The following is a 24,258-nucleotide window of genomic DNA, read 5'->3' as shown; positions in this document are numbered from 1 at the left end:
TGTTTAGCCCTGGTTCGATTCGGTCGAGACGTAGCGCACCTCGGGGTCGAGGCGCGGCTGGTCCTTCGGTCGGACGGCCGGTCGGAACCGCAGGAGGCGCTTGTCGGGGCCCGGGAGCGAGCCCTTGACCAGCGCGTACGGTCCGTCGACCTCGCCGTAGCCGACGAAGCCGCCGTCGACGCTCGGTTCGTCGCCCTCACCGATGTCGATGAGGCGCTTGTTCAGTTCGGTCCGCTGGTGGTAGCCCGTCTGGCCCTGCTGGGGGACGGTCGAACGCACGCGCGAGGGATTCCACGGGCCGAGGTTGCCGATCCGGCGCCGCCAGCCCTGGCGGGCGTGCTTGCCCTTCCGCTTCTGGACGCCCCAGCGCTTGACGGGGCCCTGGGTGCCCTTGCCCTTCGTGACGCCGGCGACGTCGAGGTACTCGCCGGAACGGAAGACGTCCGACATCTCGTGTTCGCCGCCGTCTTCGAGGAGCTCGAGCGCGAAGTCGACGCGCTCGTCGACCGAGCCGCCGCCCACGCGGGTCTCCATCACGTCGGGCTTCTTCTTGGGGACGTTCTGCATTCCCGCGGGGACGGTGTGGGTGATGAGCCGGACGTCGTCGACGTCGCCCGCCTCGACGGCGGACCGGAGGTCGTCGGCGTCGGACTCGAAGGTGTCCTCGTTCGGGAGGTCGAGGACGCGGTCGAGGTCCTCGTCGAACTCACCGGCCCACACTTCCGTCAGGGGCTTTGCACCGTACGGCGTGTCTTCGTAGGCTCGAAGGGCGACGGCGCGCATCGGCGGCGTCTCGACGACGGTCACCGGGACGGCCTCTTCCATCCCTTCGCGGGGGGAGTTGGCCTCGTCGTTGACCATCATCACCTGGGTCATCCCGGCCTTGTAGCCGGCGAAGCCCTGGAGTCCGGGCGCGCCCTCGTCGTCGGGCCACGACCGGATACGTGGGACTTCCTTGGCCGCACGCTTGCGCGGGCTGAAGCCCATCGAACCTTTTCGTGGTCTGCTTGGTTGTGGCATATGATCACTCCGTGAGTGTCAGGGACGCGAGCGAGGCGAACATCGCTTCTTCGGTTCGCACGGTCTCGCTGCCCTGTCGCGGAATCGTATTCAGCCAGAGGTCGAACCCCGGACCGTCTGCGGGTTCGACCGGACCCTCGGCGTCGACTTCGACGTCGACCCCGAGGATCTCCGGAAGCCCACGGCCGGGCGACCCGAACGCGACCGTCGCGCCCTCGCGCTCGATGCGCGAGGCGAGCTGCGGCAGCCACGTCGTGGTCAGCGCCTCCCCGAAGCGAGACGTCGCGATGGCGACGCCCGCGTCGGGGCGGCCGAGCGCTTCCTCGAGGTCCGTACGGGACACGTCGAAGCCCGGAAGGGGCTCGTCGACGATCCGCGCACGGACCGGTTCTCGCGAAGAGATCCTGATGGCGACGCGCTCTCCCTCCCGCACCTCCATTTCCGGAGGCGCGTGGAGCGAGATCGGGTGTTGCAGTTCGCAATTGACCCGGACGCGGCCGTCAGGTCCGACCTCGGTCACGATTCCCTGTGTTAACGACCCCGAACCGTCTGATTCGGAGCCGGTCGTAGACGGGACGCGGAGGGGCGGCAGCACGCCGGCGTACTCGAGTTCGTCGCGTCGCCCCCACAGGTCCTTTCGGAGATGTGGTGGCGTGGCGGCGTATCGCAGCACCGTTTCGACGAACTCGCCCCCGAACCGCCGTTCGCCCTCCCCGTCGGGGAAGACGTCCAGGCGGTCGGCCCGGAACACCGTCGCCGCGCGGGCGACGTAGCCGAGTTTGCGAGTCGCCTCGCGTTTGTCCTCGGCTTCCCGGACCAGCGAGGACGGCACGAGTACCGTCAGCGTCATACCGGTCCCTTCAGCGTCACGTCTAGACTGTACCAGCGATACCGGAGGGGAGCCTAAAAGAGTAGCGAAAGCCCGCGGGGCGTGTGAGGCCGTCTCACCCGCGTTGACGGCCGTTTCGTGGCCCCACGTCCCGTGGTATTCGACCCCACGCCATCGCCCGATTTCCCTCCGATTCGCAAGTCTTATCTATCAATCTCACCTCGCTTGAGATGCAGACGAACGCAGCACGCGCTGGTAGTGTAGTGGTATCACGTGACCTTGCCATGGTCACAACCTGGGTTCAAATCCCAGCCAGCGCACTTCTCTGAATTCTACCCGACGAGCGACCGCGTAGCGCGTCGCTCGCGACGTCGAATTCAGTGTGTGCGGTACGGTGGGATTTGAATCAGGGAGTGGAGCGAACGACGTGAGCGTAACGACCGTGGTTCACAATCCCGCCAGCGTACTTCGCTCCCACCTTTTTCCGCCTCGGGTTCGCTTCGCGAACCGCTCGGCGCAAAAATCTGGATCAAAAAGGAGCGCTGGGCTCGCTTCGTCGCCGGCGCCACGCGCCGGCTTCCAGCGGGACCGAAGGTCCCGCCCGGCTCGCCCCGCGTACGACTGCTTCGATTAGACTGAATTTGGCATTCGCGGGGCTGATATCCTCAAAACGGATTCTCGATGTCGGTCTCGTCGAGCCGCCTCGCGCCGTCCCGGACCGCCGCTTCGACGGCCTCCCGGTCGGTCATCAGGAAGCAGTTGTAGTCGGGGACGCTCCGCTGCATCACCGACTCCTTGAAGATGTTCTCCGGGTGTTCGGTGTACTTCCTGACCGTGACCACGAACTCCCCGGGAACCTCGACGACCACGAGGGCGTAGCCGTGGTTCGAGAGGAACGACCGCAGCGTGTCGAACTCCCCGGGCGGCACCTCGAAGCGGTACTGGTGATTGTTGTAGTACCGTCGCAGCCGATCGAACACCGCCTCCTGCTCGAAGTAGTGTTTGAACACGTACCGGTCGTCGACCCGGAAGGCGTTGACCCGCTCTTCGTTGGCCCGCCGGAACGACCCCATTGTGTGATATGTCGTTACACACCAAAATTAACGTTCGGCCGAATCGGGCCGCTCTCCTCCGGACTGGCGCGTTCGGCGGGTGTCGACATCTGTCGCCGAACGGACGTAGTATCTCAGTGATATGCTTACGTTTTAGTAGCGATACGGGGAACGTGCGATCGTATGAACGGGAACCGCTTCGTCGTCGCCCTCTTCGGTATCCTCGTCACCGTCGTCATCGGCGCGCTGGCGTACCAGTTCATCGCGCCGCTGACGATCTCGGTGTTCCTGTACTACTCGACCCGCCGCTACCACCACGCCCTCCGCCGCTTCCGGCTGCCCGCGAACGTCCGCTCGGCCATCGTGATGGCCTCCCTGGCCATTCCCCTGATCTTGCTCATCAGCTACGCGACGATCCTCCTGGTCGTCGAGGCGCGGGCCTTCATCGACCAGTACGCCCTCATCGACGTCGCGAGCCAGAACTTCGAGTGGTTCGCGGGCGTCGACGACATCCCCGAGTTCACCGTCCAGGGGCTCTACGACGCGTACCAGTCGGGCGATCTCGCGCCCTTCATCGACTTCGCCACCGAGCACGCGACCTTCCTGACGACGCTGATCTCGGACTTCTTCTTGAACCTCTTCGTCCTCACCATCGTCACCTACTACCTCCTGGTGGACGGCCACCGGATCAGCGACTGGCTCCTCCAGTTCGACGACGGCGCCATCATCCGGGAGTACCTCGAAGCCGTCGACCGGGAACTGGAGAAGGTGCTCTTCGGCAATCTGCTGAACGTCCTCGCCATCGCGCTGATCGCGATCGGCTCGTTCAGCGCCTACAACGTCTTCGTGCCCGCGGGCGCGGAGATCCCCTACCCCGCGCTCGCCGGCGCGCTCACCGGGATCGCGAGCCTGATCCCAGTCGTCGGGATGAAGATCGTCTACGTCCCGCTGACCCTCGCCACCGCGCTCCGGATCGCGCTCTCGGGCGACCCGACGAACCTCGTCTACGTGGCGGGCTTTTTCGTCGTCGCGGTCGTCGTCGTCGACACCATCCCCGACCTCGTCCTCCGGCCGCTCCTCAGCGGCGAGCAGACCCACGTCGGCCTCCTGATGCTGGCCTACACCCTCGGACCGGTCGTCCTGGGCTTCTACGGGCTCTTCCTCGCACCGATGCTCCTCGTCGTCGGTCTGACCTTCGCCAACACGGCGCTCCCGCGGCTGCTCGACGAGGACGCGACCGCCGAGGCCACCGCGTCGCCGAAGCCCGTCGACGGACGCTCACAGCGTCCGGATCACCCGGACGACGCCGGCTCGCCGGACGAGCGACCGACCGGCTGATCGAGCCCATTTCGACGACCGCTATCGAATCGCACGACGACTCCGGCCCAGAACGCTTATGAGCTCTTCTTGTCAGTTTACGGTAGATGAACGCCAGCGGATCTCCCGAGCTCGGGATTCGCGTCCTGGTGGTCGACCCGCCCGCGGGAGACACCCTGGATATCGCTTCCCAGCTCGCCCCGGCGATCGAGGGGGACATCTCGATCGACACCGTCTCCGGGCTCGACCCCGCCCGCGAGCGACTCGCCAGCGAACACGTCGACTGCGTCGTCTGTCGGCACAGCCCGCCGGCGATCGACGGCGTCGAAGTGCTCGCGGAACTGCGCGAGGTCCGGCCCGAGGTGCCGATCCTCCTCGCGACCGACGCCGACGCGGCCGGGACGGTCTCCGGCGCCGCCACCGACGTCGTCACGCTCACAGACGGACGGATCAACGGACCGGTCGCGGTCAACCGCATCCGTTCGATCGCGACCCAGACGCGCGACCGGGGAAAGTACGAACGGATCTTCGAGGCGGCCACGGACGGGATCGTCGTCCACGACGCCGCCGGGACCATCCTGGAGGCCAACGACCGCTTCTTCCGGATGCTCGACTACGACCCCGACCGCGAGGCGACGCTCACGTACGTGGACGTCCTCGTCGACCGCGGCGGCTACGCCGAAGCGGAGGCCCGCGAACTGATCGCGTCCGCGTCCGAGACGGGCGGCCACACCGCCGAGTGGCTGGTCCGGAGCGACGACGACGGCGGCGGCCAGTGGGTGGAGGTCCAGCACGAGCCGGTCGAGATCGGCGGCGCCGAGCGCGTGCTGGCGTTCGTACGCGACATCACCGCACGCAAAGAGCGGGAGGCCGCGCTCCGCGAGAGCCGGGAGACCCTCCAGCGCCTCAACGAGATCACCGCCGACCCCGACCTCGCCTTCGACGAGCAGGTAGAGCGCCTGCTCGAACTCGGGCGGGACCGCCTCGGGCTCGACATCGCGTACCTCTCGCGGATCGACGAGGCCACGGGCGAGTTCGAGATCGTCCACGCCCAGGCCGACCACGAGCTCGTCCGCCCCGGCCTCAAGACCGAACTGGCGAACACCTACTGCCGCTTTACGGTCGACTCGGAGTCGCCCTTCGGCATCGCGAACGCCGCCGAGGAGATCCCCGACTCGCCCGTCTATCAGGACGTCGGCTTCGAGTGCTACCTCGGCGACGAGATCGTCGTCGACGGCGAGCTCTACGGGACGCTCTGTTTCGCCGACGAGTCCCCGCGCACGGAGCCGTTCTCCGAGGCGGAGCGGACCCTGATCGACATTATGGCCCAGTGGCTCCGCCGGGGGCTCGAAGAGCGGCGGTACCGGAGCGACCTCGAACGGAGCCAATCGCAGATGGAACAGACCCTAGAGCGCGTCGACGACGCGTTCTTCGCGCTCGACGACGACTGGCGCGTCACCTACGTCAACGAGGCGGGTGCGGACGTCCTCAGGAAGGCGATGGAGGCCGACTACGACGACGCGGAACTGATCGGCCGCCACCTCTGGGACGAGATCCCGGAAGCGGTCGACACCACGTTTTATCAGGAGTACCGCCGCGCCCTCGAAGAACAGGAGTCCGTCTCCTTCGAGGAGTACTACCCCCCGCTCGACGTCTGGTTCGAGGTCCGGGCCTACCCCGACCCCGACGGCATCTCGGTGTACTTCACCGACGTCACCGCCCGGAAGGAACGCGAGCGGGAAGTCGAACGCCTCCACGACCTCCTGGAGCAGACCGAGCGGATCGCGGACGTCGGCGGCTGGGAGATCTCCACCGACGGCGAGGAGGTGTTCTGGACGGACTACCTCTTCGAGCTCCTGGGCGTCGAGGCCGACGAGGAGCCACCCCTCGACGAGGCCCTCGACGTCTACCACGAGGACGACCGGCCGATCATCGAGAACGCGGTCGAGGAGGCGACGACCGCCGCGGCGTCCTTCGACGTGGAGCTTCGCTTCTGGAAGTCGGAGAACCAACTCCGGTGGCTCCGCGTGCAGGGGATCCCCGTCGTCGAGGACGGCGAGGTGGTGCGGGTCCGCGGGGCCGCCCAGGAGATCACCGAGCGGAAGGAGCGCGAACAGACGCTCGGTCGGCTGCTCCGGGCCGCCCAGCAGCTGATCCGCGCCGGCACGGTCGAGGACCTCCTCGACGCGATCGTCGAGGGGACCGACGCCGTCTTCGGCTACGGGCTCAACTCCGTTCGACTCCACGACCCCGACGCCGGGACCCTCCCGGCGGCCAAGATCTCGCCACAGGCCAGCGAGTACGTCGACGACCTGCCGGTCTACGACGACGACGAGGGGCTCCCCGGGGAGGCGTTCCAGTCGGGCACGCCCAAGCTCGTCTCGGACGTGAGCGAGCATCCCGAATTCGACTACGACACGATCGAGTCGGCGATGTTCGTCCCGCTCGACGACCACGGGGTCCTCGGGGTCGGCGCGCTCGAAACCGACGCGTTCGACGAGGACGACGTCGCGCTCGTGGAGCTGCTGGCGCTCGTCGCGACCGGCGCGTTCGACCGCCTCGAACGGGAGAGCGAGATGCGACAGCTCCAGCGGATCGTCGCGCACGTCGACGAGATGGGCTTCCTCCTCGACGACGAGGACCGCTTCACCTTCGTGACCGGCCCCTTCGCGTCCTACGTCGGCCGCGACGCCGATGCGCTCGTCGGAGAGCGACTCCCGGATCTGCTCGCCGACGCGGACGCCGAGACGTACCGCGAACTCGACTTCGGCGACACCGCCTCCGAGCGGACGACCGCGACCCTCGAAGTCGACATCCGGACCGACGACGGCGTCCAGCCCGTCGAACTCGAACTCTCGCGGACCGACCCGGACGGCGACGCCGTCACCACGGCCGGCGTCGTGACCGACATCTCCGAGCTCGCGGCGACGCGGACCGACCTCGCGGCCGAGCGCAAGCGCTTCCGGGAGCTGTTCGAGAACCTCCCGGACCCGGTCGTCGAGGTGGCGTTCCGCGACGGCGACCCGATCGTGCAGTATCTCAATCCGGCGTTCACGGACGTCTTCGGCCACGAGAGCGAGAGCGTCCGGGGCCGGAACCTCAACGACTACATCGTCCCGGACCACGAGCGCGAGGACGCGCTGTCGCTCGACGCGCAGGCGATGGACGGCGAGCAGACGCGCGTCGAGGTCCAGCGGGAGGCCGAGAGCGGCTATCGCGACTTCCTCCTCCGAATCATTCCGTACCCCCGGGAAGAGGGGATGTCCGCCTTCGCGGTCTACACCGACATCACCGATCAGAAGGAGCGGGAACGGTACCTGCAGGTGATGCACCGCGTCCTCCGGCACAACCTCCGCAACGACATCAACGTCGTGCTGGCGTTGGCCCAGCAGTTGCGGGAGACCATCGAAGACGAGCGGCTCTTCGATCACGCCACCACGCTCGAACGCAACGCCCAGGACATCGCCTCGCTGAGCGAGAAGGCCAAGGAGATCGAGCGGGTAATCGGCCAGCGCGGCGACGAGACGGCCGCCGTCGACGCCGCCGCGCACCTCCGGGAGACCGTCGCGTCGTTCCGCGAGTCCCACCCCGAGGCCTCGCTGGAACTCGACGTCCCCGAACCGCTGTGGGTCCGCGCCAACTCGGACCTCAAGCGGGCGTTCCAGGAACTCATCGAGAACGCCATCGAGCACAACGACGGCGACGCGCCCCGGCTCCGGATCGACGCGGAGCGCGGCGACGCCGACCTGATCCGGCTCCGATTCAGCGACGACGGCCCCGGGATCGCCGACACGGAGTGGGGCGTCGTCACCGGCAAGACGAACATCACCCAACTCACCCACGGCAGCGGGCTGGGGCTCTGGCTGGTCCGGTGGCTCGTCGAGTCGTTCGGCGGCGAGATCGGCCGGGAAGAGCGCGGCGACGGGACCACGATCGTCGTCTCGCTCCGTCGCGAACGGCCGGACGCGCCCGAGTCCAATGCCGGCACCGAACAGGTGACGTCCGAGGACTGACCCGCGTCGTCCGCGTCCGATCGATCGGCTCGCCGACGCGGCCCGCACAACCGTTTTGCGCCCCGGGATCGATCCCTCACCTATGACTGTCGTCGCACTGCTCAGCGTCGCACCGGTGATCGAGGGGAGTATGGCGGAGGAGGTCGCGGCCGCGGTCGACGCCCTGGAGGACTTCGACGTCGCCTACGAGACGAATCCGATGGGGACCGTGATCGAGGCCGACGACGTCGGGACGCTCTTCGCCGCCGCGGAGGCCGCCCACCGCGCCGTCGACGCCGACCGGGTGAGCACCGTCCTGAAGATCGACGACAAGCGGACGAGCGACGACGGCGCCGAACGGAAGGTCGCGGCGGTCGAAGAACGGCTCGGTCGGCCGGCGCGCAGCACCGGCGACGAGGACTAGGGTAGCGGTTGCAACTGATTGCTCGTCCGGTCGCACGATAGTGTGCGATCGAGTGAGAAGACTTGCAAACGCTACTGTGGGTCGACTGCGCTAGTCGTCGCGCTCGCGTCGGAGCGCCAGGAGCGCGGCGGCCAGCAGCGCGACCACGGCGGCAACGGCCCCGAATCCGGGCGTCGTCGTCGGGGTCTGGACCGTCGGGATCTCCGTCGTGGTCGTCGCCGAGGTCGGCGGCGACGTCGTGTCCGTCGGCGTCGCCGTGGTCGTCGTCGTGGTGCTGATCGTCGTCTCCTCGGGCGTGTCGGTCGTCGCGGTCGGGATCACCGCCTGGACCGTGCCGTCGACCTGCAGTTCGGACGCTGGCCCGGTGTCGCTGACGGTGATCGTGTAGCCGTCTCCCGGCTCCGTGTCGTTGAACGACAGCGTCACCAGGAACTGCCCGTCGGAATTGACGGTCGTGGAGGCGGTCTTCAGGAACGCGGGGCGGACGCCGTCTGCGCTCCGGACGCGGACCGACAGTTCCGTGCCGGGCGCGACGGTCGCCTCGCCGAAGACCTCCTGGCCGCTCGCGGCGGTGACGTTGAACGGCTCGTTCATCGTGAGTTCGGCCTGCGTCAGCGACAGCGTCGTCTCGACGACCTCGTCGTCGCCGCCCTCGGTCAGGTCGAGGTCGTTCTCGTCGTCGCCGAAGACGGTGAAGGACGCCCGGAGGTCGTCTTCGTCGTCGATCGAGCCGTAGTCGTTCTCACCGGGGTCGATCGCGCCGTCGTTGTCCTCGTCGCGGACGCCCGAGGGGCCGAACTCGCCGGTCCGCGTGACGACGTAGTAGGTGTCGTTCTCCGAGTCCGCGATCACGCGGGAGTTGCTCGCGTTCAGCTGGAGGACGAGCGGGTCGCGGTTCGGACCGGGGTCCTGCTGTTCGACGGTGAACTGTGCGGCCGGTGAGGCCTTGCTCCCGTTCGCGAAGGCGTAGAACTCCGAGGTGACGGTGTCCTCGCCGCGGGCGTCGAGCGTGCCTTCGAGCCCCGTCGCGCGGATCTCGTAGAGGACGGCGTCGCCGAAGGCGATCTCCGAGTCGCGAGTGACCCACCCCTCGTCGGTCCCCCTGCGCACGTCCTCGGGCGCGTCGAGGTTGCCGTAGCGGTTCCGCGGCGCCGTCCAGGACCGGATCGCGATCGTCTCGCGCGGCCGGAGGTTGATCTGGGCCACGTCTGTCAGACGGCCGTCGATGGAGGCCTCCACCGGGTAGAGCTCGGCGTCGAGGAGGTTCGAGACGCCGACCGAGACCTCGCCGCGAACGATCTCGTCGCCGTCGCTGATCCGGATCAGGTCGTTCTCGCTCTCGAACGAACCCGTGGGGTAGGTGGTGGCCGCGTACGTGTCGAAGTAGATAGTCACGCGCCCGTTGCGCTCGTCCCCGTCGCCCTCCCGTACGGTCACGTTCGCCTCGTAGCCGACGTCCTCGTTCCCGATCCGGATCGTCGCCTCTCGCGTGTTCTCCAGTCGAACCGGAATGGCGACGACGTCCCCGCGCGCTTCAGAGACGGTACTCGTCGTGAACGTCGCCTCGGCGTCGCCGGCCTCGCGGACGGTGATGGTGCCCGATTCGACGGTGATGCCCGTAGTCGTGTCCGTGACGCGGATGGTGTACTCGCCCGTTTCGAGGCCGAGCTGCTCCAGATTGTAACTGAAGTCGTACTCGCCCTGGCCGCTGAGCCGTTCCACGCGCTCGTTCACGCCGTCGGGGAGTTCGCCGTCTTCGTTGAGGAGTTCTAAGCGGATCTCGCGGTTCCCCTGCCGAGCCCCGACAGTCCCCGAAATCGTATCGAGGTTCGTCACGTTCTGATCCTCGACGCTCAGTTCGAGTTTCAAGGTGCGAAGTTGAATCGAAGCGGCTCCCTCGCCGTCGATATCGGCCTCGTAACTCCCGAGCGCGCGTCCGCTCGTACGGAAGATGAACACCCGGCTGTTGGTCCCGGTCGACCCGGAGAAGAAGTAGTTGTCCGTGTCGCTGTCGGTTCCTTGGATCGTGACCCCGGTGTCGGTCGACGAGGCGACGACGGAGACGTTCGCGCCCCTGAACACGGTGTTCGAACCTCCACCCGCGGTGACCGATGTCGGCGCGAAGGTGACAGACTGATTTCCGGTATCGTCCAGCGCGTTCCCGTCGGGGTCGGTGATCCCGCTCTGGAGCCGAACGGTCATCTCCGAACTGTAGGTCTGGTCGAGTTCGATAACGGCCCGGCCCTGTGCTTCGTTGACGCTGACGATTCCGTTCCCGTTCGTTAGTTGACCCTCGCCCTCGACGTAGAGCGCGTAGTTCGACGCGAAATTCTGCACGTCCTCGGAGAACGCGACTTCGACCACGGGCGTTCCGTCAGATTGGGTGTACTGGATTGCGCTCTCGAACGACGGGGTCCCGGGCTGTCCGCCATCAAACTCCACGGTTAGTGTTTCCTGGGTTAGGGCGGACTTCCCGTTCGGGTCAGTCCCATTCACTGAGAGAGTGTACTGCGTTGACTCCTCTCCTTCCGGGACCGCAGGACTCGTGAGGTCTATGCTCCCGGTTAGGTAGGCGGTTTCGGTGGACACTTGTTCTCTGAATGTCAACGAATTCCCCATCTGGGAAGGGTTGCTGTTCACCTCGCCGCCGCTGGCATTCCGGAGAACCAAGTTCTCTTGTTCGATCGTAAACTCGTCCGGGACGTCCATCTCGAACTTAGTAGCGACGCTCGTGTTGACGCCAGTGAACGAGTAGTTGAATCGGTGGGTGTTCTCCGTTGAACCGTTCACTGTCGTTGGGTCGAACGCCTGTATCGAACTGATCTGGAGCGGCGGGACGTCTTCGACAGTGAGTGTCTCAGAGGTACTCTGGCTGTCTCCATCGTCGTCGGTTCCAGTGAAGTCGACAGTGTAGTCGGTGTCGGATTCTACGCTGGGGCTCGTCAGCGTAACCGAGCCAGCGAGATATACCGTGGAAGTCGAGGAGTTACCGACGACACGCAGTTCGTTCCCGACCTGATCGGTTGTGTTTAGGATATCTCCACTCTCGTTTTTCATCTTGATGCTGTGGCCGTCGATCGTGAAATCGTTGGGGATAGTGACCACGAGCGTCGTGTTTCCACTCGTATTGATTCCGGTGAATGAGTAGTTGAAATTGTGCGTTGTTTGGGTGTCCTCGTCGACGGTTGTCGGCGTAAGTGCCGTGTTCGTACTGGTCCCGCTCACTGCGGCCGTTGAGCCGGCGAACGTGACGCTACCGGCGAAGACCGACAGCAGTATCAGCGTCGCGAGCGCGACCGCGCGGAGTTGGGGGGTGAATCGTGTCATAGTCGTCGGGGTTGGTGGGCGGCAGGATCCGTGATTCGACCGTTTGGGCGCTTTCGTCGACTGTGGTTCTGCGTGCGCCGGTGCGGGGGCCGAACGCGGTGAGGGCGTTCGCGAATATCCTGTACAGTCGACAGTCCGAGATGAAGAAAACAGCAGAGAGACAAAGGCTTTGTGTGAGATCCCTCCGGCGTGTCTCGATCTTTGCGGCGTGATGTTCCGTCTCATTCTGCCCATCAAGATTATCGGTATTGATAACTAAGGCACTAGATTTAACCCAGAGTAGGGTGGACTGAGCGTATGGAGTTCAAAAAGCTGTTCACGGACGATTCGGCGGTGTCGCCGGTGATCGGGGTGATCCTGATGGTCGCGATTACCGTGATCCTGGCCGCCGTTATCGGTACGTTCGTCCTGAACCTCGGGGGGAGTATTCAGAACACAGCTCCGCAGGCAAGTTTCAGTTTTGATTACAACACATCGGCGACCCACGAAAAGGTCACCGTGACTCACCAGACTGGGGACACGCTACAGAGTTCCCAGATCAACGTGACGTCTTCCGGCAGCTCGCTCACTGAGAAGGGTAGCTGGTCGACTGAAATCAGCGCTGGTGATTCAAACACCTTCAACACCACTAACAGCTGGAATGGCGAAACTATCCGCGTCGTTTGGGAATCCGAGACTGGCGACACCTCAGCCACGCTGAGCCAGTCCACTGCTCCGGGAGCGTAATCCGATGAAGCTCAAGCAACTGTTCACGGATGATTCGGCGGTGTCGCCGGTGATCGGGGTGATCCTGATGGTCGCGATCACCGTGATCCTGGCTGCCGTTATCGGTACGTTCGTCCTGAACCTCGGGCAGGAAGTCCAGCAGACGGCGCCGCAGGCGAGTTTCAATTTCGACTACGAAACTCAGGGGGACAATAACGTCACCATCACCCATCAGACGGGTGATTCAATCGACACCGCCTTACTGAACACGACTGGGCTCAATGGGGGCGCAAAAAGCGTGGCTTGGAGTGCAAGAACGGGAAGTAGTACGGTTTCAGCGGGAACGAGCGCTGAATTCAACAATACCGTAGACTGGGACGGCGAAACGATCCGTGTGGTCTGGACGTCCCAAAACGGGGAAAATTCGGCTACGCTGAGTCAATCCACGGCGCCCGACGAGTCGTAGACGAACCGAATTTTTCCGGATCTTTTTCAGCGCTTACGAAGCCCCTCGCAGCGCGGATTTCGATCCAATCACCGATCTGCCAAATCAGTTGAGTAGTTCTGTTCGTAAACCGCGCTCAGACCGCCGGCGAGCCTTCTGACGTCCCGACGAGCCACGTGCCGATCGTCACGAGCGCGGCCGCAGGCACCAGCGCGTAGGTGAAAATCTGCGCGGAACTCGGAAGAATGCCGGGAACGAACAGGAGCGTCCCGACGACTATGAGTGCGATACCGGCGAGCACGCGAGTGCTATCGAACAATCCCATAGTCGTGACTACGAGGCGCGGAATATGGACTTTCCGCTTCACGCCGTCGTTCGAGCGCCGCAGACGACGACCCGCGTGGGGTTGCGCTTAAACGGTCGCCGCCCGACGGGCCGTGTATGGACGCCGGAATCGTCACGGTCGGCAACGAACTGCTCGCGGGCGACATCGAGAACACGAACGCGACGTGGCTCGCCGACGAACTCACCGGGCGGGGCGTCGACGTCGCACGGATCGTCGTCGTCCCCGACGACGAGCCAGTCCTCGCGGAGACGATCCGCTCGTGGCGCGAGCGCTTCGACGCCGTGCTCGTCACCGGCGGCCTCGGCGGGACGCCCGACGACGTGACGATGGACGCCGTCGCGGCCGGTCTCGATCGCGATCTGATCGTCGATCCCGTCGCCGAGGCCGACGTCCGGGAGACGATCGAGCGCATCTTCGAGGAGAACCCCGACCTCGACTTCGACCTCCGGGCCGAGTGGTACGCGTCGATGCCGGCGGGCGCGACGCCGATCCCGAACCCCGAGGGCCTCGCGCCCGGCTGCGTCGTCGACGACGTCTACGTGCTCCCGGGGATCCCCGAGGAGATGCGCGCCGTCTTCGAGAACGTCGCTGGAGATTTCGCGGGCGAGGTCGCCACGCAGACGCTCTATTCGCCGGAGCCCGAGGGCGCGCTCGCCTCCGTCCTGGGAGCGGTCGCCGAGCGGTTCGGCGTCCGGGTCGGGAGCTATCCGAACCGCGACGCCAGCCACACCCGGCTCAAAGTCACAGGCGACGACGAGGCCACGGTGACCGACGCCGTCGAGTGGCTCCGCGCGGAGGCCGACCTCGAACTGACGCTCGCCGAGGAGTGGGGCGACGCTGTCGAGGAGACCCTCTAGCGCGGCCGCCCGTTCACCGCAGATTCGGGAGGTTCGACCCCTGTCGCGGGGATAGAGAGGAGAGCGTCCCGCGCGACTGGATGATGTTGAACGCGGTCACCAGGTCGGAGCGCGAGATGAGACCGACCACCTGCCCGTCGCCGTCGACGACGGGGAGCCGCCCGACGTCGTGCTGTTGCATCTGCTCGATGGCCGTCATCGCGTCGGCGTCGGGGGAGATCGCCGCCACGTCGGCGGACATCACGTCGTCGACGCGGTAGGCGTCGCGCTCGACCTCCCGCACCGACCGCGCGTCGTCGAGGGTGACCATCCCCACGAGCCGGTCGCCGTCCATCACCGGATAGCCGGTGTGCCGCTCGGTGAACATCCGTTCGAGCAGCTCGGCGACGCTCGTGTCCTCGCTCACGATGTCGAGGTCTGCGCGCGGCGTCATCACGTCGCGGACGGTGACGTCCTGGAAGGCGGCCTTCATCACGGTCTGTTGGGCCTCCGAGGAGGCGCCGATGTAGATGAAGAAGGCGAGCGCGACCAGAAAGAGGTTCGCGAACAGGCCGAACAGCCCGAGCAGGAAGGCGAAGACCTTGCCGACCTCGGCGGCGATCTGGGTCGCCCGCGCGTGCGGTCGATTTCGCGCCAAGAGCGCGCGGAGCACCCGTCCCCCGTCCATCGGGAACCCCGGGAGCATATTGAAGACCGCGAGGACGACGTTCGTCAGCGCGAGGTAGCCGACGACGAACTTCACGGGGTCGAGCGCCGACGGGAGCACCAGAAACGCGACGTAGGAGACGACGCCGAGCGCGACGCTGACGATCGGCCCCGCGATCGCGATCGCGAGCTCCTGCTTCCAGTCTTCGGGCATCTCCGCGAAGCTCGCGACGCCGCCGAACAGCCACAGCGTGATGGAGTCGATGCGGTAGCCGTACCGCATCGCGACGAGCGAGTGGCCGAACTCGTGGAGCAGGACACAGACGAACAGCCCGAGCGCCGCGGCCGCGCCGAGGACCCACTGCATCGACCCCGCCGTGAGCGGGCCGACGTCGATGGCCGATCCGAACAGGTCGTTCACGACGCCGGTCAGCTGGGCGACGTCGGTTCCGATGAGCCACGCGAAGAGGGGCAGAACGAGCAGGAAGGTGAGATCGAGCTTGATCGGAATCCCGAACGCGCTCCCGATGCGGATGCCTCGCATACCGACCGTTAGTCGGGCGCGGGACTTAAGTCCAATCGCGCTTCGCCGCGTCGACTCCGGCAACTGCGACTGCGGTCGGTCGATCCTCGTCGGCAGACGAACCGCTGAAATACCTCGTTCTCCTATCCCCACCCGTGTCACAACAGGTCGGGACCGTCGACACGCTCTTCCTCCACGAGTCCGGCGACGACTTCCTCGCAGTCGTCGAACGCGACGGCGAGCGGGTCTTCCGCGCGCGGCTCGAACTGAAGGAGACGAGCGCCGGCCCGCGCCCCGCGAAGTTCCGGGTCGTCCGCGGGTCGACCGAGGAGCCGCGGGACCCGAGCCAGTTCGTCGAGATCGCGCGTCGGGCCTCCCGCATCCGCATCTCCGAGCAGACCTCGAAAGCGCGCCGAAAAGAGCTCCAGGAGATGCTCGACGGCTACCAGCTCGACGCCCTGGTCGTCCGGACCTGCCGCTACTGCGCCTCCGACGGGCGCTACTCGCCCATCACCGAGGAGACGGCAGTCAAGACCGACCGGGAGTACATCTGCCCCGACTGCGCGAAGCGCGAACTGGAGCGCGAACTCGACTTCTCCGCGTCGGGCCGGCTCACCGGCGCCGCCCAGGACCGCCTCGAAGAGCTGCTCCTCGAAACTCAGGACCTCGATCGGATCTCGAATCTGCTCTCCGGCGGCCTCGATCCCGATCTCACGAAGTTCGACACGGTCAGCGCGACGACCGACGAGGTCGACCTCGTCGAGACGTCGACGCTCGATCTCCACCCCGAATTGCAGCGGCGGGTCGAGGACCGCTTCGACACGCTCCTGCCGGTGCAGTCGCTCTCTGTCGACAACGGCCTCTTCGAGGGCCGCGACCAGCTCGTCGTGAGCGCCACCGCGACCGGGAAGACGCTCGTCGGCGAGCTCGCGGGTCTGGACCGCGCGCTGAAGGGTGAGGGGAAGCTGCTCTTTCTCGTCCCCCTGGTCGCGCTCGCGAACCAGAAGCACGAGGACTTCGCGGACCGCTACGGCGACCTACTGGACGTGACGATCCGAGTCGGCGCCTCTCGAATCAACGACGACGGCAACCGCTTCGATCCGAATGCCGACATCGTCGTCGGGACTTACGAGGGGATCGACCACGCGCTCCGGACGGGCAAGGACCTCGGCGACGTCGGCACCGTCGTCATCGACGAGGTCCACACGCTCAAGGAGGAAGAGCGCGGCCACCGGCTCGACGGGCTGATAAGCCGCCTCAAGTACTACTGCGAGGAGCGCGCCCAGGACCGTAGCGGCTACGACGGCGCGCAGTACGTCTACCTCTCGGCGACGGTCGGCAACCCGGAGTCGCTCGCCGAGCGCCTGCGGGCGACGCTCATCGAGTTCGAGGAGCGGCCCGTGCCGATCGAGCGGCACGTGACCTTCGCCGACGGCCGCGAGAAGCCCGACATCGTGAACAAGCTCGTTCGGCGGGAGTTCGACTCGAAGTCCTCGAAGGGCTACCGCGGCCAGACGATCGTCTTCACCAACTCCCGGCGGCGGTGCCACGAGATCTCCAGAAAGCTCGAATACGACTCCGCGCCGTACCACGCCGGCCTCGACTACGGTCGACGCAAGCGGGTCGAACGCCAGTTCGGCAATCAGGACCTCGCGGCGGTCGTAACGACCGCGGCGCTGGCGGCCGGCGTCGACTTCCCCGCCTCGCAGGTAATCTTCGACTCGCTGGCGATGGGCATCGAGTGGCTCTCCGTCCAGGAGTTCGAGCAGATGCTCGGCCGCGCCGGCCGCCCCGACTACCACGACAAGGGGACGGTCTACCTGCTCGTCGAGCCGGACTGCACCTACCACAACTCGATGGAGATGACCGAAGACGAGGTGGCGTTCAAGCTCCTGAAGGGCGAGATGGAGGACGTCCTGACCCACTACGACGAGACCGCGGCCGCCGAAGAGACGCTGGCGAACGTCGTCGTCGCGGGCAAGCGCGCAAAGCGGCTGAACGACCGGATGGTCGGCGACGTCCCCACGAAGCACGCGCTCGGCAAGCTCCTCCAGTGGGAGTTCATCGATGGCTTCGAGCCCACACCGCTCGGTCGGGCGGTCTGTCGGCACTTCCTCTCGCCGAGCGACGCGTTCCGCATCCTCGATCTCATCCGCTCGGGGACCGACCCCTACGGCCTCGTGGCGGAGATGGAACTGCAAGAGGAGCGCTGAGGCTCGGGACAGAACGCGTCGCTGTCGGTCGTGACGCGGGCGACGGCGGCGCCGCTCCCGACGGGCTGGCGAACAGGCGGTACACTACTTGTGCCCGCGCCGACGTACCGCACGCCCGCGACCCGGCGCGGGGCCGTTCTCAACGCACGCCCCCTCTGGCCGCCGTTTTGTATATAAACCGTCGGTCAGGATCCCCCATCCTTTTGCACCGCCGCGGCGACCGTTTCCTGTGGTCTCGATAACGCCGGCGATCCTGGTCGTCTTCCTCGTGGTCGTCTGCGCGCTCGCGCTCTTCGTGACCGAGCCCGTCCCGGTCGACGTCACCGCGATCGGGGTGATGGTCGCGCTCCTCCTGATCCAGCCCGCGTCGGCGTCGCTCGTCGGCGTCGGGCTGCTGGCGGAGCCGATCGTCCTCTTTCCGGACTACCCGGCGGACGCGCTCTCGGGCTTTTCGAGCGCCGCGACCCTGACCGTCCTGGCGATGTTCATCCTCAGCGAGGGCGTCCAGCGGACGGGCGTGATCCAGCGGCTCGGCGCCCGGATCGCCGCCTTCACCGAGGGGTCGCTCGACCGGCAACTGGGGGCGACGATCGGCGTCGTCGCGCCCATCTCCGGCTTCATCAACAACACCACCGCGGTCGCGATCCTGCTTCCGATGGTGACAGACTTGGCCGAGCGCGGCGGCACGTCGCCGTCGAAGCTCCTCCTTCCCCTCTCGTACGCCTCGATGTTCGGCGGGATGCTCACGCTGATCGGCACCTCGACCAACATCCTCGCGTCGGAGCTGTCGGGGCGACTGCTCGGCCGCACCTTCACGATGTTCGAGTTCACCCAACTGGGAATCGTCGTCTCGATCGTCGGCGCGGCGTACCTGCTGACGGTCGGGCGCTGGCTGACGCCCGAGCGGATCCAGGCCCGTGGGGACCTCACCGAGGAGTTCGAGATGGCCGAGTACCTCACCGAGGTCGTCGTCCGCGAGGACTCCCCGCTCGTGGGCCAGCAGGTCCAGCGAGCGCTCGTCGAGACCGACTTCGACGTCGACCTGATCCAGCTGATCCGCGAGGGCGAGGTCTTCTTGGAGCCGCTCGGACCGAAGCAGATCCAGGCCGGCGACGTGTTCGCGCTCCGGACCGACCGCGACACGCTCGTGGAGCTCTTGGACGTGGAGGGCCTCGACGTCGTGCCGACCGCGGTCGACGAGGACGAACTCGAAGCGGGCGAGTCCCGGCAGAACCTCGTCGAGGTCGTCGTCGCGCCGGGCTCGTCGCTCGTCGACGAGTCGCTCGTCTCGGCCAGCTTCCGGCAGCGGTACAACGCGACGGTGCTCGCGCTCCGGCGCGGCCAGGAACTCTTCCGCCGGCGGATGGACGACGTCCGGCTCCGCGTCGGCGACACGCTCCTGGTGCAGGCCACCGCCGACAGCATCGAGCGCCTCGACGCCAACCGCGACTTCATCGTGGCCCAGGAGATCGAGAAACACGATTACCGCGAGTCGAAGACCCCGATCGCGGTGGGCATCGTCGTCGCCGTCGTCGGCCTCGCGGCGCTGGACGTGCTTCCGATCGTGGTCTCGGCACTGGCCGGCGCGCTCGCGATGGTGGCGACCCGGTGTCTCCGTCCGCAGGAGCTCTACGAGGCCGTCCAGTGGGACGTGGTGTTCCTGCTCGCGGGCGTGATTCCGCTCGGAATCGCCCTCGAGACGTCCGGCGGCGCGGCGCTGTTGGCCGACGTGGTCGTCGCCAGCGGCGACGTCCTCCCGCTCGTCGGCGTGCTCGCGGTATTCTACCTCCTCACGGCGGTCCTGACGAACGTCATCTCCAACAACGCCAGCGTCGTCCTGATGATCCCGGTCGCGATCGAGGCCGCCCAGTCGCTCGGCGCGAACGCCTTCTCGTTCGTGCTGGCGGTCACCTTCGCGGCCTCGACGGCGTTCATGACGCCCGTCGGCTACCAGACGAACCTCTTCGTCTACGGTCCCGGCGGCTACCGCTTCAGCGACTACATCCGCGTCGGCGGCCCCTTGCAGCTGGTGTTCGCCGCGGTGACGACCGTCGGCATCGTCGCCATCTGGGGGCTCTGACCCGCGGTCGCAGTCGGGGCCGCGGCCGAACGAAATCCTTTACTCGGTGACGGTTGGAGAGAGACGTGCGGGACCGTGGGTTAGCTTGGTATACTTCGGGCCTTGGGTGCCCGTGACCCCGGTTCGAATCCGGGCGGTCCCACTTCTGTGTGAGGAACGGAGTGACGAGTCAGAAGTGGGTCTGTCCGGATTCGAATCAGGGAGTGAAGCGAAGCGGAACGACCGTGGTTCGAATCCGGGCGGTCCCATCCGCACTACTCCGGTCTTCGTGATGCGTCCAGGACGTATTCGGTGAAGTTGTCGAACAGCCGCGTCGCCTCGCGAGCGGCCGCGTAGTTCGCCGGCGTGATCCCGTCGAGCACGGACCGAATCCGCTCGTCGGGCAGTTTGTCGTCCTTCCGACGCGTCACGCGCTCGGCCATCTCCGGGTCGTACTCCGGGTGGAACTGGACGCCGAAGACGCAGTCGCGACGGAAGCCGTGAATCCCGTAGTCGTTCCTCGCGAACACCGTCGCGCCCGGCGGGGCCTCGACGACCCGATCGGAGTGGGAGGTGAACACCGTGAACGTCTCGTCGAGGCCGTCGAGCAGGCGGTTCTCGCCGTCCTGTTCGACGGTCCGATAGCCGAGTTCGCACCCGTCCATCGAGGCCACGCGGCCCCCGAGGACGTCCGCGAGAAGCTGGTGGCCGTAGCAGACGCCGAGCGTCGGGACGCCGGCCTCGACGGCGCCGCCGATCCACGCCTTCAGCCGGCCGATCCACTCGCGGTCCCAGTAGACCGACGCCCACGACCCCGTGATGACGACGCCGTCGTAGCGGAGGGTCCCGGGCAGTTCCCCCGACGGGGCGTGAAACGCCGTCAGGTCGGCGTCCAACACCCGCCGGAAATTCCGCCGCGTCGGCTCCGCGAGCTGCGCGGCGTTCAGGAGCGCGATCCGCGGGCGATCGCCCTGCGGCTCGCTCGGCCGCCGATCTCAGTCCGCATTGATCGCGCTCCGTCGGAAGGCGTCGCGTTCGAGTCGCTCGGTGGATTCCAGCCGGAGTTCCCGCGCGGCCGCGTCCGACAGCTCCCGACCTCGATCCACCTCTCGCGTGAGGGGGTCGTAGGGGTCGACCTCGAAGCCCATCCGGTCGAGATACCGCCGGAGCGACTCCGAGGCGAGGCCCTCCTCGATCGCGTCGTCGACGTGGGAGAGCACGGTCGCGAACTCCGGGAGGACAACCGCCTCGTCGGACACCTCGCCCCGCTAGCTCTCGATCCGCACCTCCGGGTCGCGGACGGTCGCCTCCGGGACGGGCGCGTAGACGTACACGTGGCCGCCCTGCCTGAGGAGCCGCCGCTCGCGCTCGACGACGCCGATCTCGACGAGGTCGGCGAGGTGCCGCGCCACCACGCTCCGGTCGACGCCGACCCGCTCTGCGAGCTCGGCGACGGTCGCGTCGCCGTCCTCCACCACGCACAGACAGAGCTCCAGTTCCGTCCCCGAGATGCCGAAGACGGTCTCCAGGAGGGCATCGAGGGTAGGCTCCGCGACCGGTGCGTCGACGTCGGCGTCGAGGGGCTCCATCGCTCCGTCGCAACACGCGACGTCCGCCGACCCGACCGCGAGGGCGTCGCAGGCGGGACACCGGACCAGCGCCGGCGGGTCGGCTCGCGCCATACCCTCCGTGTGACTACCGCTCACAAAGGTGCGTCGCGGCTGCCCGCGCCGCCGCACAACCCCGCTACAGCTTCTCGATGCGACGCGCCTGCTCGGCCCGTCGCTGTGCCTGTTCGACGCGGTTCGCGGCCGCGTTCGCCAGCGTCTCCGGGACCGCGTCGCTCGCGGCGTCGATCCGCTCGACGGCCCGTTCGAGGGCGTCCGCGACGGCCCGGAGCTGGCGGTTCGCCCCGGCGCGGTCGCCCGCCCGCGCCAGTTCGACCGCCCGGGTCGCGGCCTCGACGACGGCGGCGAACGCCCGCACGAGCCCGCGGAGGGCGTTCGCCTCGCCGTCGAGGGGCACCTCGCCGTCGAAGAGCGCCTCCAGTTCGTCGGCCGTCTCGGTCGCGATCGACGCGAGGAACGACGCGAGCGAGGCCTTCCCCGTCTCGGGTTCGTCGATGCGGATGCGCTCGTCGCCTTCGGGGCCCGGATCGGGATTCACGCGGAACGCGCCGATCGCGCCCGCGGCGTCGCGGACCTCGGCCGTGTACGCGCCGCCGCGGTGGACGTAGACCGCGTCCGATCCCGACAGCGGCGACTCGTAGAGCCGCCCGGCGAAGTCGTCCTCGACCGCGAGCGCGGTCAGGTCGGCGTCGGTGCCGTCGGCGTCGACTTCGAGCTTCCGGGCGTCCTCCCGGGCGACGAGCGGGACCTCGCCGGCGACGCCTCCGGCGGTGACGCGTCGGCCGGGATCGGTCGACGGCTCGCCGGCCCCGTCGTCGTCTCCTTCCGCCGTGGTCGTCGCCGACGCGTCGGCAGGCGTCGCAGTCGCCGTCTCGGCGCCTGCTTCGGTCGTTCCCGTCTCGGTGCCCGCCTCGGTCGTCGCCGTCTCGGTTCCGGTCTCGCTCTCGGTCCCGACGCCGACCCGCTCGCTGTGCGGAGCGAACCCGGCGCCGTTCACGGTGAGCCGGTGGTCGCCCGCGGGGACGTCGTCGACGACGGCGACGCCCAGGAAGGTCGGCACCGCTTCGGGGTCGCTCTCGAAGAGCGCGACGGCCTCGACGGTCGTCGGCCGGGTCGTGAGCCCCTCGCCGTCGGGCGCGTCGTCGCTGCTGATCGTCTCTGCGACGCGGGAGACGACGGTGTTCACCGGCGCGGCGTCGCCGATGGCGTCGTACCGCTCCGCGAGTGCGGCCCGGTGAGCGGGATCGGTGATGTCGGCGGCGGGGTTCTCGTAGCGTGACTGCGTCCAGGGGACGCCGGCGGTCGTGATGTGGCTCGCGACGGCGTCCTCGGCGAACGCCGGCACGGCGAACTCGAAGCTCAGCTGCGGTCCGGTGAACGCCGTGATGTGTTCGAGGTCGGTGGTCGGCGCGAGGTCGTAGGCGTACGCCTCGGCGTCCGTCTCGGGCGCCTCCCGGTCCCCGGCCCCGGGGTAGAGCACCGCGCCCGTCTCGCGCTCGGGGAGGTCCGTCGGCGGCGACGACAGCGACTCGAAGGACCGCACCGTCACGTCCTCGGGGACGAGCGACTCCCGGTCGACGTTCGGCAGGCGGTCGTGTTCGTACACCGGCTCGCCCTCGTACTCGGGGACGAGATACGGCAGCCGAGCGCCCTCGTCGCGGGGGAGCCCGTACGCCAGCGGCAGCTCCGCGACGTCCTCGACCGTCCCGATGGCGGAGTTCGTGATGTCCGCGAGCAGGTCCGCGCCCGGGAGCCGCTGGAACTGGTCGGGCTCGTCGTTCACAGAGAGGGCGCTCGAGTGCGAGCCCAGTTCCGAGAGGACCCGCGGGCCGATCGCCGGATCCGGATCGAGGAACTCGTTGTTCGGCACCTTCCGCGAGTGCGAGCTGGCGACGTAGAGCTGCGGGTCGCCGGTGTCGGTGTCGACGAAGACGTGCAGGACCTCCCAGTCGTGCCAGTGGAAGTTCGTGGTGAACTGATCGAACGCGGCGTAGCACCAGAACTGCACGACTGCGAGGGGAGAGTCCGCGTACTCGACGGCGTTGTAGAAGAGGGTCCGGTTCGGCGGCTCGCCCACGGACGCGTACCGCTCGTGGTAGCCGTCGAGCGCGTCGAAGCCGTCGACGACGGCGCCGTCGTCGGACTCGCTCGCGTACGGGCGGGGATCGGTCGGGAACCACCGCTCGTCGGCGTCGAAGTACAGCGTCGGCGCGAAGCGCTCGGCGAGGGACCGCGCGGTCTCCTCGTCGGCGGCGGTCGTCTCCCCGTCGTCCTCGCGCTGGGCGAACGAACAGCCGGCGACCGAGGCGGTCCCCGCGCCGGCGATCGCGGCGAGCAGCGTGCGACGGCGGAGCGACGGGTGGTCGTCGGTCACGGATCTGAATTCTGTCTCCGGTGCGGCGCGAGTCGCCGCCTCGGTGTAGTTACTTCCAGGCCTCGCGGAGGAACACGAGAGCGCCGCCGAGCATCGCGACGTTCCCGAAGAAGGCGAGCCGCTCGCCGCTCTTCGAGCCCTCGTCGGCGTTCCAGAAGTCGTGCATCGTCGCGGTCACGACCGTCAGGAAGGTGACGACGGCGCCGGTGGCGAGCCGCGGGAACCGCCACAGCGCCACGCCGAGGCCGCTGACGAGCATCATCCCCGAGGCGAACGGGGCCGCCAGTTCCGGCATCGGGACGCCCGCGGACTCGGCGTACTCGATCGAATCTTCCATATCGCGGAAGTCCTCGGAGGCCTGGAGGGCGAGGCCGAGGCCCAACAGGACGCGTCCGAGGCGCGACGGCGCGCTTCCGCCGCCGTCGTCGCTTCCGGTGGCTTCGCTCATACCCGTGGGTGAATCGCGCGCCGCGGATAAGCGTTCGGCCCGACGCGGCCTCCC

At 67.4% G+C, this 24,258-nt stretch carries 19 protein-coding genes and 2 tRNA genes; 10 read left to right on the top strand and 11 right to left on the bottom strand.

Translation table 11 applies throughout. The annotated features are described in order from the left end of the window. Nucleotides 1–3: 3 nt before the first annotated feature. Nucleotides 4–1,020, bottom strand: a complete 1,017-nt coding sequence (locus ACQUQ0_RS09700) for a 50S ribosomal protein L3 (RefSeq protein ID WP_372390905.1) — start codon at nt 1,018–1,020, stop codon at nt 4–6. A gap of 4 nt (nt 1,021–1,024) precedes the next feature. Continuing rightward, a complete protein-coding gene (locus ACQUQ0_RS09695; protein ID WP_435184832.1) occupies nt 1,025–1,870 on the bottom strand; it encodes a putative RNA uridine N3 methyltransferase in 846 nt (281 codons plus the stop codon). A gap of 228 nt (nt 1,871–2,098) precedes the next feature. Between ACQUQ0_RS09695 and ACQUQ0_RS09690 the strand changes: the two genes are divergently transcribed. Beyond that, nucleotides 2,099–2,169, top strand: a tRNA-Gly gene (locus ACQUQ0_RS09690). A gap of 345 nt (nt 2,170–2,514) precedes the next feature. Here the strand turns inward: ACQUQ0_RS09690 and ACQUQ0_RS09685 are convergent. Continuing rightward, entirely contained in the window at nt 2,515–2,922 is a 408-nt protein-coding gene (locus ACQUQ0_RS09685; RefSeq protein WP_435184831.1) for a hypothetical protein, read from the bottom strand. 162 nt (nt 2,923–3,084) lie between these two features. Between ACQUQ0_RS09685 and ACQUQ0_RS09680 the strand changes: the two genes are divergently transcribed. The 3 genes from ACQUQ0_RS09680 (at nt 3,085) to ACQUQ0_RS09670 (ending at nt 8,634) form a co-directional block, all read left to right on the top strand. Beyond that, a complete protein-coding gene (locus ACQUQ0_RS09680) occupies nt 3,085–4,239 on the top strand; it encodes an AI-2E family transporter (protein WP_435184830.1) in 1,155 nt (384 codons plus the stop codon). Between the two features lie 86 nt (nt 4,240–4,325). Next, nucleotides 4,326–8,231 carry a PAS domain S-box protein gene (locus ACQUQ0_RS09675; RefSeq protein WP_435184829.1) on the top strand — a complete coding sequence of 1,302 codons (3,906 nt, stop codon included), beginning with the start codon at nt 4,326–4,328 and terminating at the stop codon, nt 8,229–8,231. A gap of 82 nt (nt 8,232–8,313) precedes the next feature. After that, a complete protein-coding gene (locus tag ACQUQ0_RS09670) occupies nt 8,314–8,634 on the top strand; it encodes an MTH1187 family thiamine-binding protein (RefSeq protein WP_435184828.1) in 321 nt (106 codons plus the stop codon). A 90-nt stretch (nt 8,635–8,724) separates the two neighbouring features. On the opposite strand, the gene ACQUQ0_RS09665 is transcribed toward ACQUQ0_RS09670, so the two are convergent. Beyond that, nucleotides 8,725–11,961, bottom strand: a complete 3,237-nt coding sequence (locus tag ACQUQ0_RS09665; RefSeq protein ID WP_435184826.1) for a BGTF surface domain-containing protein — start codon at nt 11,959–11,961, stop codon at nt 8,725–8,727. Nucleotides 11,962–12,258: 297 nt separating this feature from the next. On the opposite strand from ACQUQ0_RS09665, the gene ACQUQ0_RS09660 reads away from it, so the two are divergent. Then, nucleotides 12,259–12,687 carry a type IV pilin gene (locus ACQUQ0_RS09660; RefSeq protein WP_435184824.1) on the top strand — a complete coding sequence of 143 codons (429 nt, stop codon included), beginning with the start codon at nt 12,259–12,261 and terminating at the stop codon, nt 12,685–12,687. Nucleotides 12,688–12,691: 4 nt separating this feature from the next. Then, on the top strand, nt 12,692–13,132 hold the full coding sequence (locus ACQUQ0_RS09655; protein WP_435184823.1) for a type IV pilin: 441 nt from the start codon (nt 12,692–12,694) through the stop codon (nt 13,130–13,132). 115 nt (nt 13,133–13,247) lie between these two features. Here the strand turns inward: ACQUQ0_RS09655 and ACQUQ0_RS09650 are convergent, their stop codons facing one another. Then, nucleotides 13,248–13,436, bottom strand: a complete 189-nt coding sequence (locus tag ACQUQ0_RS09650; protein ID WP_435184822.1) for a hypothetical protein — start codon at nt 13,434–13,436, stop codon at nt 13,248–13,250. A gap of 116 nt (nt 13,437–13,552) precedes the next feature. On the opposite strand from ACQUQ0_RS09650, the gene ACQUQ0_RS09645 reads away from it, so the two are divergent. Then, entirely contained in the window at nt 13,553–14,314 is a 762-nt protein-coding gene (locus tag ACQUQ0_RS09645) for a competence/damage-inducible protein A (RefSeq protein ID WP_435184821.1), read from the top strand. A gap of 13 nt (nt 14,315–14,327) precedes the next feature. Here ACQUQ0_RS09645 and ACQUQ0_RS09640 read toward each other — a convergent pair whose 3' ends face one another. Next, nucleotides 14,328–15,503: a CBS domain-containing protein gene (locus ACQUQ0_RS09640; RefSeq protein ID WP_435184820.1), complete on the bottom strand. Its 1,176-nt coding sequence runs from the start codon at nt 15,501–15,503 to the stop codon at nt 14,328–14,330. Nucleotides 15,504–15,637: 134 nt separating this feature from the next. On the opposite strand from ACQUQ0_RS09640, the gene ACQUQ0_RS09635 reads away from it, so the two are divergent. The 3 genes from ACQUQ0_RS09635 (at nt 15,638) to ACQUQ0_RS09625 (ending at nt 19,917) form a co-directional block, all read left to right on the top strand. Beyond that, on the top strand, nt 15,638–17,695 hold the full coding sequence (locus ACQUQ0_RS09635; protein ID WP_435184819.1) for a DEAD/DEAH box helicase: 2,058 nt from the start codon (nt 15,638–15,640) through the stop codon (nt 17,693–17,695). 229 nt (nt 17,696–17,924) lie between these two features. Beyond that, entirely contained in the window at nt 17,925–19,775 is a 1,851-nt protein-coding gene (locus ACQUQ0_RS09630) for an SLC13 family permease (protein ID WP_435184818.1), read from the top strand. Nucleotides 19,776–19,844: 69 nt separating this feature from the next. Continuing rightward, nucleotides 19,845–19,917: transfer RNA gene (locus ACQUQ0_RS09625), tRNA-Pro, on the top strand. A 112-nt stretch (nt 19,918–20,029) separates the two neighbouring features. On the opposite strand, the gene ACQUQ0_RS09620 is transcribed toward ACQUQ0_RS09625, so the two are convergent. The 5 genes from ACQUQ0_RS09620 to ACQUQ0_RS09600 form a co-directional block, all read right to left on the bottom strand. Beyond that, nucleotides 20,030–20,710, bottom strand: coding sequence for a type 1 glutamine amidotransferase (locus tag ACQUQ0_RS09620; protein ID WP_435184901.1), 681 nt, complete (start codon nt 20,708–20,710; stop codon nt 20,030–20,032). Nucleotides 20,711–20,749: 39 nt separating this feature from the next. Continuing rightward, the gene (locus tag ACQUQ0_RS09615; protein WP_435184817.1) at nt 20,750–21,013 is read right to left on the bottom strand and encodes a hypothetical protein; all 264 of its coding nucleotides are present in this window, start codon (nt 21,011–21,013) and stop codon (nt 20,750–20,752) included. Nucleotides 21,014–21,022: 9 nt separating this feature from the next. Then, nucleotides 21,023–21,436, bottom strand: a complete 414-nt coding sequence (locus ACQUQ0_RS09610; protein WP_435184815.1) for a helix-turn-helix domain-containing protein — start codon at nt 21,434–21,436, stop codon at nt 21,023–21,025. Nucleotides 21,437–21,500: 64 nt separating this feature from the next. Continuing rightward, nucleotides 21,501–23,756 carry a hypothetical protein gene (locus ACQUQ0_RS09605; RefSeq protein WP_435184813.1) on the bottom strand — a complete coding sequence of 752 codons (2,256 nt, stop codon included), beginning with the start codon at nt 23,754–23,756 and terminating at the stop codon, nt 21,501–21,503. Nucleotides 23,757–23,805: 49 nt separating this feature from the next. Next, nucleotides 23,806–24,204: a DoxX family protein gene (locus tag ACQUQ0_RS09600; protein ID WP_372390848.1), complete on the bottom strand. Its 399-nt coding sequence runs from the start codon at nt 24,202–24,204 to the stop codon at nt 23,806–23,808. Nucleotides 24,205–24,258 lie beyond the last annotated feature (54 nt).

The organism is Halobellus sp. EA9 (assembly GCF_051195055.1).
Classification (GTDB): Archaea; Halobacteriota; Halobacteria; order Halobacteriales; family Haloferacaceae; genus Haloquadratum; species Haloquadratum rubicundus.
This window is presented reverse-complemented; position numbering and strand designations above follow the sequence as displayed.

What these genes read in the sequence shown, in the direction of transcription:
- ACQUQ0_RS09700 (WP_372390905.1), bottom strand. Translation starts at nt 1,020, where the DNA reads ATGCCACAACCAAGCAGACCACGAAAAGGTTCGATGGGCTTCAGCCCG.
- ACQUQ0_RS09695 (WP_435184832.1), bottom strand. Translation starts at nt 1,870, where the DNA reads ATGACGCTGACGGTACTCGTGCCGTCCTCGCTGGTCCGGGAAGCCGAG.
- ACQUQ0_RS09685 (WP_435184831.1), bottom strand. Translation starts at nt 2,922, where the DNA reads ATGGGGTCGTTCCGGCGGGCCAACGAAGAGCGGGTCAACGCCTTCCGG.
- ACQUQ0_RS09680 (WP_435184830.1), top strand. Translation starts at nt 3,085, where the DNA reads ATGAACGGGAACCGCTTCGTCGTCGCCCTCTTCGGTATCCTCGTCACC.
- ACQUQ0_RS09675 (WP_435184829.1), top strand. Translation starts at nt 4,326, where the DNA reads ATGAACGCCAGCGGATCTCCCGAGCTCGGGATTCGCGTCCTGGTGGTC.
- ACQUQ0_RS09670 (WP_435184828.1), top strand. Translation starts at nt 8,314, where the DNA reads ATGACTGTCGTCGCACTGCTCAGCGTCGCACCGGTGATCGAGGGGAGT.
- ACQUQ0_RS09665 (WP_435184826.1), bottom strand. Translation starts at nt 11,961, where the DNA reads ATGACACGATTCACCCCCCAACTCCGCGCGGTCGCGCTCGCGACGCTG.
- ACQUQ0_RS09660 (WP_435184824.1), top strand. Translation starts at nt 12,259, where the DNA reads ATGGAGTTCAAAAAGCTGTTCACGGACGATTCGGCGGTGTCGCCGGTG.
- ACQUQ0_RS09655 (WP_435184823.1), top strand. Translation starts at nt 12,692, where the DNA reads ATGAAGCTCAAGCAACTGTTCACGGATGATTCGGCGGTGTCGCCGGTG.
- ACQUQ0_RS09650 (WP_435184822.1), bottom strand. Translation starts at nt 13,436, where the DNA reads ATGGGATTGTTCGATAGCACTCGCGTGCTCGCCGGTATCGCACTCATA.
- ACQUQ0_RS09645 (WP_435184821.1), top strand. Translation starts at nt 13,553, where the DNA reads ATGGACGCCGGAATCGTCACGGTCGGCAACGAACTGCTCGCGGGCGAC.
- ACQUQ0_RS09640 (WP_435184820.1), bottom strand. Translation starts at nt 15,503, where the DNA reads ATGCGAGGCATCCGCATCGGGAGCGCGTTCGGGATTCCGATCAAGCTC.
- ACQUQ0_RS09610 (WP_435184815.1), bottom strand. Translation starts at nt 21,436, where the DNA reads ATGGCGCGAGCCGACCCGCCGGCGCTGGTCCGGTGTCCCGCCTGCGAC.
- ACQUQ0_RS09600 (WP_372390848.1), bottom strand. Translation starts at nt 24,204, where the DNA reads ATGAGCGAAGCCACCGGAAGCGACGACGGCGGCGGAAGCGCGCCGTCG.